Source organism: Limnobacter litoralis, from assembly GCF_030160455.1.
Taxonomy (GTDB): domain Bacteria; phylum Pseudomonadota; class Gammaproteobacteria; order Burkholderiales; family Burkholderiaceae_B; genus Limnobacter; species Limnobacter litoralis.
On record NZ_BSOJ01000006.1, the window covers coordinates 402,824 to 416,020 of the forward strand.

Sequence of the window (13,197 nt, forward strand, 5' to 3'; positions counted from 1 at the left end):
GCCTTTACTTTCGAGTGCCTTTGTTGCGTATACGCCAGATCAGAATGACCAGGCCAAGGCTGGAAGCAACCATCATGGCACCTGCGATCCAGAATCCATGAGGCGATTTCAGCAATGGCATGTCGTCGAAGTTCATGCCAAAGAGACCTGTGAACAGGGTCAAGGGCATGAATACGGCGGACAGCAGGGTCAACACGGTGACAATTTCATTGGTCTTGTGCGCAGTTGCCGAAAAGTGCAGCTGGACGGCGGCTTCTGTGCTTTCCCCCAGTCTGCGAGCGAGGCCCGACACCCTCTCTAGATGCTCCAGTGAGTCTTTCGCCTTCAAAACGATGGTTGAGTCGGATTTGCTTTTCTTGCAGTGGTAGTCGAGCCAGTCACTCAGGGCGTCTGTTTGGTCTTCTGCCACTGTCTCAAGACGAATCAGTTCGTTTCGGGCAAAAAGAAGAGCCTCCCAGTCTTCGAAGCGCCTGCGTGTATTCAATAGGTCGCGTTGCCAGCGATCTAGCTTCTCAGAAATTTCAGCACGAATGTCCAGATACCGGTCGATTAATCCGCTGACGGTTTGAATCAGCATTTCTTCGGCATTTTTGGGTTGCTTTTTGAATTTTAAAAACTGGTCAGAGACCGCAAACCGGACGCCCTTGGAGGTCTGGATGGTGCCACTTTCAATGAAGTGGTGCAGCGCCTCAAAGGTTTTGCTGTCTTGAGAGCGATAGGTGACTAGAAGCCGGTCGCTGAGCACAAAGAATGCGGGACGGGTTTTAATGCTCAGTCGGTTGTTGTCATCGAACAGGGGTTTGGTTGACAGTGACCGAATGATCAGCAGGGTGTAGCCAGGCCCCACGTCGAAATGACTGGGGTGCTGGAGGTTGGCGAGATCTTCAAGATGAAGCTCGTCGATGCTCAACCCGGACAGCGATTCGACGGCGGGCACCCAGGCAAGATCTTCGTCGAGCGTGCAGTCGAACCAGTAAAACCCTTGCTCAGGCAGTGCGGTCGGTGCCTGCTGCAGGGCCGTGATTGCGCCGCTTTGCAGGTGGTACCAGAATGCCATGCCTAATCAGCCCTCACGAAGCCATTGGGCAACGTCAAGTGCAAAGTAGGTCAGTACACCATCTGCGCCTGCGCGTTTAAAAGCCAGCAGCGATTCAAGCACGACGGATTTTTCGTCTAGCCAGCCATTGAGTGCAGCGGCCTTGAGCATGGCGTATTCGCCACTGACTTGGTAGGCAAAAGTGGGGCGTCCGAAGTGTTCTTTGACGCGCCAGAGGATGTCGAGATAAGGCATACCGGGTTTGACCATGACCATGTCTGCCCCTTCTTCGAGGTCGAGCCCGACTTCAAGGAGGGCCTCGTCGCTGTTGGCCGGGTTCATTTGATAGGTCTTTTTGTTGCCCTTGCCCAAATTGCCACCAGAGCCCACTGCGTCGCGGAATGGTCCATAGAACCCGGAGGCGTACTTGGCGGAATACGCCATGATGCTGGTGTGGATCAGGCCTTTGTGCTCAAGTGCAAGGCGAATGGCACCAATTCGGCCATCCATCATGTCGCTGGGCGCAACGATGTCGACACCTGCCTGGGCTTGCACCAGCGCTTGTTGTTCGAGCATGGACACCGTTTCATCATTCAGCACATAACCCTGATCATTGATGACCCCGTCTTGTCCGTGCGTGGTAAAAGGATCGAGTGCCACATCGGTGAGCAATGCGAGTTCGGGAAACCGCGCTTTCAGTGCTTGAACCGCGGTGGGAACCAGTCCATCCGGATTGGTGGCCTCACGTCCATCTTCCGTTTTTTTCTCGGCTTCGATGACTGGAAAAAGCGCCATGACGGGCACCTGCAGTTTCAGGCAGCGTTCGGCCTGCTCGAAAAGAAGGTCAAGCGAGAGTCTCTCGACGCCTGGCATGGAAGACACCGCTTGCCGTTGTCCTGAGCCTGGCAGCAGAAACACTGGATAAATCAGGTCGCTGCTGCTTAATCGGTTTTCGGTGACCAGCTGGCGCAAGGCATCGGTTCGACGAAGTCTGCGGGGACGATGGGGAAGAATTTGACTCATGATGTCACGGGTTTGGTTGCAGGTGGCACTTCAGGCAGCGGAAACTGTTCTGGTGAGATCCAGTGGCTTAGGCGAAGCTCAAGTGCTTCGATGCCGGATTTTTTCAAGGCAGACCACAACTGGACTGAAACGGCCTGTCCGAGTTCAACGTAAGGTTTGACTTGCGATTCCACTTTTCTCTTGCACAGGATCTGTTCCTGACGGGTCAGCTTGTCTGATTTGGAGAGCACAATGTGAACAGCAAGTTGACGCTTTGACACCCAATCCAGAAGGGCCAAGTCCAGTTCTTGCAGTCCGCGTCTGCTGTCGACAATAAGTACGCAGCCTTTCAGACTGCCTCGTTCGGCGAGATAACCACCCAGCTCGCGGTCCCAGGCGCTTTGGCTTGTTTGCGCCAGTTGCGCAAAACCGTAGCCTGGCAGATCGACCAGCCGGGCGATGACTTGCCCTTGAAGCTGCAGGGTAAAAAAGTTCAGCAATTGGGTGCGCCCGGGCGTTTTACTGGCGTAGGCCAGTTGGCGCTGTTTGCACAGTGTGTTGATGGCCGTTGATTTGCCTGCGTTGGACCTGCCCGCGAATACGATTTCGGGCACGATCGCGCCTGGGCATTCGCTCATTTTTGAGGCGCTGGTTTCAAACTGAGTGTTGTGGAAATTGAGTGTCATACCGGCATTTTAGATGCATATCATGATTTTGCGTGTTTATAATCTGAGGTTTGTAGAATTCTTTGTCAGGTATTTCGTCCGGGTGCGGTTCGCTAACTTTTAAATGGGTTGAACTATGCGACATGTCGTTGCGATTTTTGCGTCGTTGTTTTTCGTCGGTGCCAGTGCAAATGCTGCGGAATCCGCCGGCATGCCAAAGTATGATGCAGCCAAAGGCAAGACCGTTTTTACTGCGCAGTGCGCAGCGTGCCACGGGGCCGATGGCAACAGCGCTTCACCCATGTACCCCAAGTTGGCTGGTCAGCATCCTGAATACCTGTACAAGCAGCTTGCAAACTTCAAGGTTGAGCCAGGCAAACAAAAACCCCAGCGCGAAAATGCCATCATGAACGGCATGGCTGCGGCGCTGACGGATGAGGACATGCACAACATTGCAGCCTATCTTTCAAGCGTGGAGATGAAGCCTGATTCAGCCAAGAACAAAGACACGATTGAATTGGGTCAGAGTATCTACAGGGGCGGAATCGCCGAGAAGAAGGTGCCCGCCTGCGCCAGTTGTCACGGGCCCACTGGTGCCGGTATTCCGTCACAGTATCCGCGCATTGGTGGTCAGTTTGCGCAATACACAGACAGCCAGTTGGTGGCTTTCAGTCAGGGCACACGTCACAACAATGAAGCCATGTCCATGATCGCGTCCCGTCTGTCCGACAAGGAAATGAAAGCAGTCGCTGATTATGTGGCAGGCCTTCGTTGAACGAATGCGTATAAACAGTGTCGAAAAGGGGGCTGATTAGCCCCTTTTTTTTGGAGGAAGACCGGGTTTGAGTGCAAGCAACAGTGCCTTGGGTGAGCCCAGACTAGAGCACCGAAAAAGCCAATCCATGTTGGCCAACTGGATGGAACTTCTGGGTTCCATGCGTTTTGCCATCAGCTTGTTGACTTTGATCTGTGTCGCATCCGCGATCGGCACCATGGTTCGCCAGAACGAGCCATGGGTGAACTACGTCAATCAATTCGGACCATTCTGGGCCGGGTTTTTTCAGTCTCTGGGGCTTTTCAAGATCTACAACGCCCCTTGGTTCATCGCGGTCATGGCTTTTCTGGTGACTTCTACTTCTTTGTGTGTGTGGAGAAACGCACCGAAGATGATTCGGGAAATGCGTGTTTATCGCGAAAACATCCGGGAAGGCAGTCTGAATGCTTTTGCACACCGTTGGCAGGGGACGTTTTCCCAATCGCCCGGTACTTTGCCTGACACAATCACTGAATGGCTGAAGTTCAAGGGTTATCGTGTCCGATTGTCCAAGAGGGATGGCGGCACCATGGTGGCTGCCAAGGCTGGCAGCCTGAATCGACTCGGTTATGTGTTTACGCACGTGGCCATCATCGTGATTTGCATTGGCGGCTTGCTGGACAGTGGTGTCCCCCTGAAAGTGGCCATCTGGGCGCTGGATAAGAAGCCGGTTCAGGGTGGTTTCATTTCTAACCAGATTCCGCAAGAAAGCAGGTTGGGTGTGTCAAATCCAAGTTACCGGGCCAACTTGCTGCTGCCGGAGGGCCAGAGCAGCCGAGTGGCTGTGTTGAACACGGACAATGGTTTGTTGATTCAGGATTTGCCCTTCTCGCTGACGCTTAAAAAGTTCAGGATTGATTTTTACAGCACTGGCATGCCGCGCCTGTTTGCCAGCGATGTTGAGGTGTTTGATCCTGAACGCAACAAGCGCTTTGATGCGACCATTGAGGTTAACAAGCCGCTTGTTTATCGCGGAGTCACCATCTATCAGTCCAGCTTTGACGATGGTGGCACGCAGGTCAAGCTGAATGCCATTCCACTGAGCGGAACCGGCACGACCGCCGGGTCTTTAAACGGTGTGATTGGCGACACGCTGCCTCTGAAGGGGTTCGATGACCGGTACTCGCTGGAATTGACGGGCTTTAAATCCATTAACGTGGAGTCGATGCCGGTCAACAATAGCGACAAGGAAGCAAGTGCGAAGGACGGGGGGAACCCGGCCCCGGTGGCCTTGTCTGATGACATGAAGGCGTTTGAAAAAAACCTGGCCAGTGTGGTTGGCCCGGGGGTTAAGCGCGATCAGAAAAATCGGTTCACGAACATCGGGCCCAGTGTGACTTACAAACTGCGGGACAAGGCGGGTCAGGCCAAAGAGTTCAAGACTTACATGCTGCCGGTCTCCCTGGATGGTGCCCAGTATTACTTGGCGGGAATGCGTGACACGCCCGCTGACAACTTTCAATACTTGCGCATTCCTGTGGATGAAGATGGTCAAATCACCGGATTCATGCGATTGCGGGCAGCGTTGCAAGACCCTGCTTTGCGGCGTCAGGCCGCCGAGCGTTTTGCGGCACAGGCCTTTGGACAGAAGGGCGATTCGCCAGATTTGCGGGCGAAAGTTGCCGACAGTGCGAGCAAGGCATTGGACCGATTTGCAGGCGTGGATGGTCAGCCTGGTGGTCTGGCCGCCATTGCCAGCTTCATTGACAAAACGGTGCCTGAGAAGGATCGGGAAACCGCTGGCAGCGTGTTGATTCGCCTGATTCAGGGTTCCATGTGGGAGTTGTACCAGATTTCCCGCGAGAAAGCGGGATTGCCGGATGTGGCAGCCAATGCCTTTGAGGGGCGCTTTGTGCAGGATGCGCAATTGGGTTTGTCGGACATCGCATTTTTCGGTGCACCTGTTTTGCTCGAAATGGATCAGTTCAACGAAGTGAAGGCCAGTGTATTTCAGGTGGCCAAAGCACCCGGTCAATGGGTGGTGTACGCTGGCTGTTTGCTGCTGGTGATTGGGGTCTTTTCGATGTTTTACATTCGTGAGCGCCGTTTGTTTTTCTGGGTGACACCAGAGGGGCAGGGGTCTAAAGTATGGATGGGAATGTCGACGACGCGAAAGACCATGGATTTTGAAAATGAATATCAGCGCATTGTCAAAGAGCTCGACGAACGAGCCGACGGCGTGGATGAAGGGAAGTCTGGAGGCAAGCAGGAATGAGTTCAACTTGGATTGACGCACAGGGCACGGGACCTGGTGCGGGTGGCGAACGCGGAAATCCGCGGGGATCCGGATTGTTTAGCAAATCGGTGGGTTGGTTTGATGTGCTGTTTGCGGCACTGATGGCAGCCGCTGCGGGGTATGTGACGCACCGCTACGGGCAGTCCATCAATTACTATGAGATGGGCATTTTGTGGGCTGTTGTGCCCGTGGTCAGCTACATGGGCTACCGTTGGCGGTCTTTGCAGATTCTCGTCTTGGTGGTGGCTGCACTCAGTTTGCTCGGTGTGTCTTCGTATGCGGGTGATTTGCAGAACGGGGAAAAGAAGTTCTTCCTGAAATACCTGTTGTCCAGTCAGTCGGCCATTCTCTGGATGGGCGTGATGTTCGTCTGCGCAACAGTCTGTTACTGGCTCGGGCTGCTGGGCAGGTCACCCACGGCGTCTTTTGTGGGTACGGCCTTGACCTGGTGCGCTGTTGGCATGGGCTTTACTGGCATGTTCGTGCGTTGGTATGAAAGCTATCTGATCGGCGCGGATGTGGGGCACATTCCAGTTTCAAACCTGTATGAAGTGTTCGTGCTGTTCTCGCTGATTACTGGCTTGTTTTATCTGTTTTATGAACAGGTTTACAAGACCCGCCAGCTTGGTGCTTTTGTATTGCTGGTGGTGGTCGGTGCGGTTGGTTTTTTGGCCTGGTATGGCGTTGAAAGGCAGGCGTATGCCATTCAGCCCCTTGTGCCCGCTTTGCAAAGCTGGTGGATGAAAATCCACGTGCCTGCAAACTTTATTGGTTATGGCACTTTCTCTTTGGCGGCCATGGTGGCTTTTGCTTACCTGTTAAAGGTGCATGCCAACACCTCAAGCATGAAAGCCCTGGTGCCGGTTGGTTCGTTGGGCGTATTGATGTTCATCGAGCCTCTGGTGTTTCATGGCAAGGGCATCTCGGTCTATTGGGGTATGTATTTCGGCATTGGGTGCGTGATTGTAGGCGGCATTTTGTTGATGAGGCGTCGAATTGCAGAGGCACTGCCGCCCCTGGAAACGCTGGATGACTTGATGTACAAGTCGATTGCCGTGGGCTTCGCGTTTTTCACTGTAGCGACCATTTTGGGCGCACTGTGGGCGGCTGACGCTTGGGGTGCCTACTGGCAGTGGGACCCGAAAGAAACCTGGGCGCTGGTGGTGTGGCTGAATTACGCAGCCTGGCTGCACATGCGTTTGGTCAAGGGATTGCGGGGCAATGTGGCTGCCTATTGGGCTCTGGTCGGTTTGCTGGTCACGGGCTTCGCGTTTCTGGGGGTCAACATGTTCCTGTCGGGCTTGCATTCCTACGGTGAGCTGTGAATTTCGATTGAACAAATTGTATTTCGGCTAGACTAACTCCTAGATGTTGTTCATTTGGGGGTTTTTTTATGGCAAACAGACACAGCTGGGATTTTCTGAAGGAGTCGGACGTGACACCCGAGGAGGTGTTCATGAAGCGACGCAAATTCATTCAGGCGCTGGGTGCCGGTTCTGTGGCTGGGCCTTTGGAAGGGTTGTCTGGCTTGGGTGCAACCCTCGGTGCGGCTGCCACTGCCACCGCAGGCACCTTGTGGTCAGCCAATGCGTTTGCGTCGTCCACCAAGCTTGAGGAGTTGCCCGACCTGCCTGCTCGGCCCAGTCCTTTGTCGACTCTCGAGAAGCCAACCCCTTCTGAAATTGTGACCACCTACAATAATTTTTATGAGTTTGGAACCGACAAAAAAGACCCCGCTCGGTACGCCGACACCCTTCAAACCAGGCCATGGTCTGTGATTGTGGAGGGTGAAGTCAAAAAGCCCCGAACATTTGAAATCGACTCCCTGATGAAGTTGGCACCCATGGAGCAGCGCATTTACCGGATGCGCTGTGTGGAAGCCTGGTCTGTCGTTGTGCCCTGGATTGGTTTTCCGCTGTCTGCCCTGTTGAAGGCGGTTGAGCCCACATCCAAGGCCAAGTACATTGCCTTTTATTCACTGGCCGACCCCAAACAGATGCCTGGTGTGGCCTCGCCCGTGCTGGAATGGCCCTACAAAGAAGGGCTTCGCATTGACGAGGCATACAACGAACTCACCCTTCTGACCTTTGGCCAGTATGGCAAGGTATTGCCGAATCAGAGCGGTGCGCCCGTCAGGCTCATCGTGCCCTGGAAATACGGATTCAAAAGTGCGAAGTCGATCGTGAAAATCAGATTGGTGGAGCAGCAACCGGCAACCAGCTGGAATGCCGCCAATCCCAGAGAGTACGGCTTTTATTCCAATGTCAATCCGACGGTGGATCACCCACGCTGGAGCCAGGCCACAGAGCGCCGATTGGGCGAGGGGGCCTTGGGTGGCCTGTTCACTCCGCGACGTAAAACCGAGATGTTCAATGGCTATGGTGAACAGGTGGCCAGCCTTTACAAAGGAATGGATTTGCGAAAGTGGTTCTGAATGTGAGACGGCTGGCATGGCTGTTGTGCAGCCTGCCTTTTTTGTGGCTTTTGCTAGGGGCATTCACGGTAAATCTGGGTGCCAACCCCGTTGAGACACTGGAGCACGAAACCGGCAGCTGGGCGCTGAATTTTCTGTTGGCCAGTTTGGCGGTTACGCCTCTGCGGACGCTCACCGGTCGTCATGAGCTCGCCCCCTTAAGAAGAACGCTGGGTTTGTTTGGCTTTTCCTATGCAGTTTTGCACTTTTCGATCTACCTGTTTTTGGACAGGTCTTTGTTGTGGTCAGAGATATTGAAAGACTTGACCAAGCGTCCCTATGTGATGCTGGGTATGGCCGCTTTGCTGACTTTGCTGGTGTTGGCTTGTACATCGCCGAAGCGCGTGGTTCGGCGGCTTGGTGCGCAAAGGTGGAAAGTGATTCATCGCCTGGCTTATCTGGCCGCGCCTTTGGCGGTGGGGCATTACCTGTGGTTGAAGTGGGACAAAAACCTGCTGGAGGATCCGCTGATTTATGCAGCGGTGTTGACCAGTTTGCTGGGCTACCGAGTAGTCGCAAGGCTGCGCCGGTCAGCCTCGCGATCGGCACTGGATTCAGCTTAGAGGTTTTGCTCGCAACGCAGCTGGTCCTCGATGGTTTCGCGCTTGCGGATCAAGCGAACCTGACCCTTGTCGATCAGTATTTCGGCAGCACGCCCCCGGCTGTTGTAATTGGATGCCATGGTTTGCCCGTAGGCACCCGCAGACAGGATTGCCAACACGTCGCCCGGTGCGACGGCCAGTTCACGGTTGCGTGCAAGCCAGTCTCCCGATTCGCACACTGGTCCTACGACGTCATAGACGGCGCTTGGCTTGTCTTGTTCGATGATCAGTGGTGTGACGCCGTGGAAAGCCTCGTACATGGCGGGGCGCATCAGGTCGTTCATGGCTGCATCCACAATGGCAAAATTCTTGTCTTCATTTTGCTTCAAGAATTCAACCTGCGTTAACAACACGCCTGCGTTTCCGACAATCGAGCGGCCGGGCTCGAACGAAAGGCTGGGCATGGCGCGCCCGGACTGTGCAGCCCAGTGCCGGATTTTTTCGATCAGTTTGGGCAGCACGTCCGCTGGTTTGGGGGGAGTTTCGTCTCGGTACCGAATACCAATGCCACCGCCAAGATCCAGGTGGTGAATGTGAATACCTTGTGTGGCCAATTGGTCGAGCAGCGCCAACACACGGTCCAGGGCATCGAAGTAGGGACTGGCATCGGTCAATTGAGACCCGATGTGGCAGTCGATGCCGTGTACCTGCAGGAAGGGGTGTGCGTTTGCAAAAGCGTACACGCGGGGTGCCAGCTGCATGCTGATGCCGAATTTGTTTTCTTTCAGGCCTGTGGAAATGTAGGGGTGCGTTTTGGCATCCACATCGGGGTTGACACGCAGAGAGACCTTCGCTGGCTTGCCCAGCTTCTCAGCCACCTCGGCAATGCGGTGCATTTCCTGTTCGGATTCGACATTGAAGCAGCCCACACCCTGGTTCAGGGCGTAGGTAATTTCTTCGACTGTTTTTCCAACCCCGGCAAACACCGCTTTGGCTGGCGAAGCCCCGGCCGCGATGATGCGGGCAAGTTCACCGGCGGAGACAATGTCAAAACCCGCACCCTCATCGGCCAGCAACTTCAGAATGTGAATATTGGAGTTGGCTTTAACCGCGTAACAGATGGTGACCTCGGCCAGGCCTTTGCAGGCTTGGGCATAACTCTGAAAGGCGTCCCGAATTTCCGCCCCGCTGTACACGTACAAAGGCGTACCGAACTGTGTCGCCAGGCTCTGCAGGTCGGCGTGTTCGATATGGAGTTTGGCCGGCGAGCCCAGAAATTGAAGGTGACGCGACAGGCTGCTTGGGGCGACTTGGTTGTTTTGCACGGTAGAATCGGATTGTAAAGGTTTCAAGGCTGTTTGGATGGTTGCTGTTGTTGCGACGGAGAATCATAGCCAGCCGGTTTCTGCATAGGTGCTGGCGGATTAGGCAGGTAGAGCGGCCCACGTTGGCCACAAGCGCTGAGGCCAAGCAGCAACCCAATCATCAGGGCAACAGTTTTTAGAGGTTTAAGTGACATGACAGATTCAGAATTTGGCGACCGGGTTGACAACACACTAGTTCAAGTTGAAGAGTATATTGAATCTCTTGTGGATGCGCTTGATATTGATGCGGATTCAAGCCGTGCGGGCAACGTACTCACTCTGGATTTCGATGGGTTCGGAAAGATCATTCTGAACAGTCAGGTTGCCAATCACGAGCTTTGGGTGGCCGCAAAATCGGGTGGATTTCACTACCGTCTGACCGACAACGAATGGGTCAACACACGCACGGGCCAGCCTTTTGCAAGCCACTTCGTTGAAATTTTGTCAGGCCAGCTGGGGCAGCAATGCCCCCCGCTGAGCTGACGTTTCATCGTCCAAACAGTTTTTCGATCTGATCTGGCCCTTGCTTGTCAAACTTGGACGGCGTGTTGTTGTCGCTGTGGGGGGCTGGTGGTGAGGTTTTCGCGCCATCCCCCCCGGTGATGGCATTGCCCAGCCCTTTCAGGAAATTGAACAGGCTGGGAATGTCACCGCCATCGTTCTTGACACCTAGTTTTTCAATGCCACCGTTGCCTGGTGTGAATTCCGAGTAATAGTATTCATCGTTTACAAAGGTCACGCCGGGCGGCACCACCTGGGGTTTCACGGGTGCATCTTTCAGTGCCACCTTCATGTAGTCCAGCCAGATCGGCAGGGCGAGACCGCCACCTGTTTCGCGATTGCCCAGGTTTTTGGGTTGATCGTAACCCACCCATGCAATGGCCACCAGGTCGGGGTTAAATCCGGCGAACCAGGCGTCGTGACTGTCGTTGGTGGTGCCGGTTTTGCCCATGATGTCGTCTCGGCCAAGTGCCTTTGCCCTGACGCCAGTGCCGTGTTCAACAACACCGCGAAGCAAGCGTTGCATCATGAATGCGTTTCGCGCATCGATCACGCGGTTGGCTTCGTCGCCTGAGACCGCTGGGCGAGCCTGGGCGACAATGCGGCCTTGTCCGTCCTTGATTTTTTCAATCAGGTAAGGCTTGATTCGATAACCCCCGTTGGAGAAGACCGAGTAAGCACTGGCCATTTGTAGCGGGTTGGTTGTGATCGCACCCAGTGCCATGGTGAGGTAAGGGGGCACGTCTGCCGGGTCAAAGCCGAAGCGGGTTGCCCATTGCTGGGCGTAGGCGGGTGTGATGTATTGCAGAATCCGGATGGACACCATGTTCTTTGAATGGGCCAGGCCGTCCCTCATCAGCATGGGGCCATCGTATTTGTTGTCGTAGTTTTTGGGATTCCAGTCTTTGCCGCCTGGCGTGTTGGCCGGAAAACTGATGGGCTCGTCATTGATGATGGTGGTCGGTGTGACGCCTTTTTCGAGCGACGCGGAATACACAAAAGGTTTAAACGACGAACCGGGTTGACGTGTGGATTGCGTCACGTGGTTGAACTTGTTCAGACTGTATTCAAAACCGCCTGCCAATGCCCGGATTGCGCCATTGTGGGAGTCTAGTGAAACCAGTGCACCCTGCACTTCGGGGATCTGGGTCAGAATCGGATCCTGCCCGTCTTTGACCAAAATACGAACCACTGCACCGCGTTTCAGCCGTTTGTTGGAAGGGGCACGTGGGTTCAACCAGCTTTCGGCTGGTTTGATGTTTTTGCCAGTCAGCTTGATGACGTCACCTGCACCTCGTGACACGTCCACTTCCTGTGGAGTGGCTGACAGAACCACGGCACTCTGCAGTTCGTCGTAGTCCGGGTAATCGCCGATGCTGTCCGCAATCACTTCTTCGGCTTTCGCAGCGTCATCCGGTAATTCAATGAAGCCTTCAGGGCCGCGATAGTATTGGCGGGTTTCATACTCTTCCAGGCCATCACGCAGGGCTGTTTGAGCCGCGTTCTGTTCTTTGGCTTTCAAAGTGGTGATCACGGTGATGCCTGCTGTGTAGGCTTCATCTCCATACATTTCGACGGCGGCTTGGCGCGCCATTTCAGCGGCGTAGTCAGCGTCAACCGGATAAAGGCTGGCTGACCGCTTGCCGCGGTAAACCAGTTTTTCAGTCAGCGCTTGCTTGTATTGGTCGTCAGTGATGTATTTCAGTTCGTGCATGCGGTTGAGCACGTACTCTTGACGCAGCTTGGCCCGTTTTGGATTAACGATCGGGTTGTATGCCGATGGCGCTTTGGGCAGCCCTGCCAGCATGGCCGCTTCGGCGGGGTCGATGTCCTGAAGACGCTTGCCAAAATAAATCTGTGAGGCTGCAGAGAAACCGTAGGCACGCTGGCCGAGGTAAATCTGGTTGATGTACAACTCCAGGATTTTGTCTTTGGAAAGGTCGGCTTCGATTTTGTAAGAAAGCAACACTTCATAGAATTTGCGGGTCCAGGTTTTCTCGCGGCTCAAGAAGAAGTTGCGCGCAACCTGCATGGTGATCGTGCTGGCACCCTGGCCTTTGCCGCCGTGAATCAGGTTGGACAAAGCTGCCCGAACCACGCCCAGGTAATCAATGCCCCCGTGTTCATAAAAACGGTCGTCTTCAGCAGCCAGAATGGCGTGCTGCATGACCAGCGGCACCTGGGAAATGTCCACCGGGCGACGCCTTTCTTCTCCGAACTCGGCAATCAGTTCACCGTCGGAGGTCAGCACGCGCAGCGGCACCTTGGGGCGGTAGTCTGTGAGCGAGGCCAGATCGGGCAGCTTGGGGTACACAAGGGCCAGTGCGGTGCCGACCAGCAGTGCACCAGCCAGGCCCAGGCCGACCAACACCATCAGCAATTTGGTGACAAATCCTTGTTGGGCCTGTTTCGTGGATGATTTTGAATGGATCACGGGCTGTTTGTCTGTGAGTAAGGTTGCAACATTGTAATCGCCAAACCGATGGAATAACCGAGGGGTGACTCAAGGTGGGGGTGCGCTGCTTCCTCACCCTAACGGATTGACCCTCGCATGAGGGTTAGGA

Annotated in this window: 12 protein-coding genes; 6 read left to right on the plus strand and 6 right to left on the minus strand. The window is 54.6% G+C overall.

Going from position 1 to position 13,197, the window contains the following annotated elements; genetic code table 11:
• Positions 1-4: 4 nt before the first annotated feature.
• The 3 genes from QQJ87_RS03470 to yihA are packed head-to-tail and all read right to left on the minus strand — an operon-like array spanning position 5 to position 2,724.
• Positions 5-1,057 carry a magnesium transporter CorA family protein gene (locus QQJ87_RS03470; protein WP_284279971.1) on the minus strand — a complete coding sequence of 351 codons (1,053 nt, stop codon included), beginning with the start codon at positions 1,055-1,057 and terminating at the stop codon, positions 5-7.
• 6 nt (positions 1,058-1,063) lie between these two features.
• Positions 1,064-2,059 (minus strand): porphobilinogen synthase, encoded by a 996-nt coding sequence (gene hemB, locus QQJ87_RS03475; RefSeq protein WP_284279972.1) that lies wholly within the window; start codon positions 2,057-2,059, stop codon positions 1,064-1,066.
• The gene (gene yihA / locus QQJ87_RS03480; protein ID WP_284279974.1) at positions 2,056-2,724 is read right to left on the minus strand and encodes a ribosome biogenesis GTP-binding protein YihA/YsxC; all 669 of its coding nucleotides are present in this window, start codon (positions 2,722-2,724) and stop codon (positions 2,056-2,058) included. Before yihA ends, hemB begins: the two co-directional genes overlap by 4 nt.
• A 115-nt stretch (positions 2,725-2,839) precedes the next feature.
• Between yihA and QQJ87_RS03485 the strand changes: the two genes are divergently transcribed.
• The 5 genes from QQJ87_RS03485 (at position 2,840) to msrQ (ending at position 8,789) form a co-directional block, all read left to right on the plus strand.
• Positions 2,840-3,478 (plus strand): c-type cytochrome, encoded by a 639-nt coding sequence (locus QQJ87_RS03485; protein ID WP_431310069.1) that lies wholly within the window; start codon positions 2,840-2,842, stop codon positions 3,476-3,478.
• Between the two features lie 67 nt (positions 3,479-3,545).
• The gene (locus QQJ87_RS03490) at positions 3,546-5,732 is read left to right on the plus strand and encodes a cytochrome c biogenesis protein ResB (protein ID WP_284279977.1); all 2,187 of its coding nucleotides are present in this window, start codon (positions 3,546-3,548) and stop codon (positions 5,730-5,732) included.
• Entirely contained in the window at positions 5,729-7,078 is a 1,350-nt protein-coding gene (gene ccsB, locus QQJ87_RS03495) for a c-type cytochrome biogenesis protein CcsB (RefSeq protein ID WP_284279978.1), read from the plus strand. Before QQJ87_RS03490 ends, ccsB begins: the two co-directional genes overlap by 4 nt.
• A gap of 68 nt (positions 7,079-7,146) precedes the next feature.
• Positions 7,147-8,187 carry a protein-methionine-sulfoxide reductase catalytic subunit MsrP gene (msrP, locus tag QQJ87_RS03500; RefSeq protein WP_284279979.1) on the plus strand — a complete coding sequence of 347 codons (1,041 nt, stop codon included), beginning with the start codon at positions 7,147-7,149 and terminating at the stop codon, positions 8,185-8,187.
• Positions 8,178-8,789 (plus strand): protein-methionine-sulfoxide reductase heme-binding subunit MsrQ, encoded by a 612-nt coding sequence (gene msrQ, locus QQJ87_RS03505; protein ID WP_284279981.1) that lies wholly within the window; start codon positions 8,178-8,180, stop codon positions 8,787-8,789. Before msrP ends, msrQ begins: the two co-directional genes overlap by 10 nt.
• Here msrQ and lysA read toward each other — a convergent pair.
• Both lysA and lptM read right to left on the minus strand, forming a co-directional pair.
• Positions 8,786-10,093 carry a diaminopimelate decarboxylase gene (gene lysA / locus QQJ87_RS03510; protein WP_284279982.1) on the minus strand — a complete coding sequence of 436 codons (1,308 nt, stop codon included), beginning with the start codon at positions 10,091-10,093 and terminating at the stop codon, positions 8,786-8,788. The genes msrQ and lysA overlap by 4 nt on opposite strands.
• Positions 10,094-10,116: 23 nt before the next feature.
• The gene (lptM, locus tag QQJ87_RS03515) at positions 10,117-10,287 is read right to left on the minus strand and encodes an LPS translocon maturation chaperone LptM (protein WP_348534572.1); all 171 of its coding nucleotides are present in this window, start codon (positions 10,285-10,287) and stop codon (positions 10,117-10,119) included.
• On the opposite strand from lptM, the gene cyaY reads away from it, so the two are divergent.
• Positions 10,286-10,615 carry an iron donor protein CyaY gene (gene cyaY, locus QQJ87_RS03520; RefSeq protein ID WP_284279983.1) on the plus strand — a complete coding sequence of 110 codons (330 nt, stop codon included), beginning with the start codon at positions 10,286-10,288 and terminating at the stop codon, positions 10,613-10,615. The two genes, lptM and cyaY, sit on opposite strands and share 2 nt — an antisense overlap.
• Before the next feature lie 4 nt (positions 10,616-10,619).
• On the opposite strand, the gene QQJ87_RS03525 is transcribed toward cyaY, so the two are convergent.
• A complete protein-coding gene (locus tag QQJ87_RS03525; RefSeq protein WP_284279984.1) occupies positions 10,620-13,067 on the minus strand; it encodes a penicillin-binding protein 1A in 2,448 nt (815 codons plus the stop codon).
• Between the last annotated feature and the right edge of the window lie 130 nt (positions 13,068-13,197).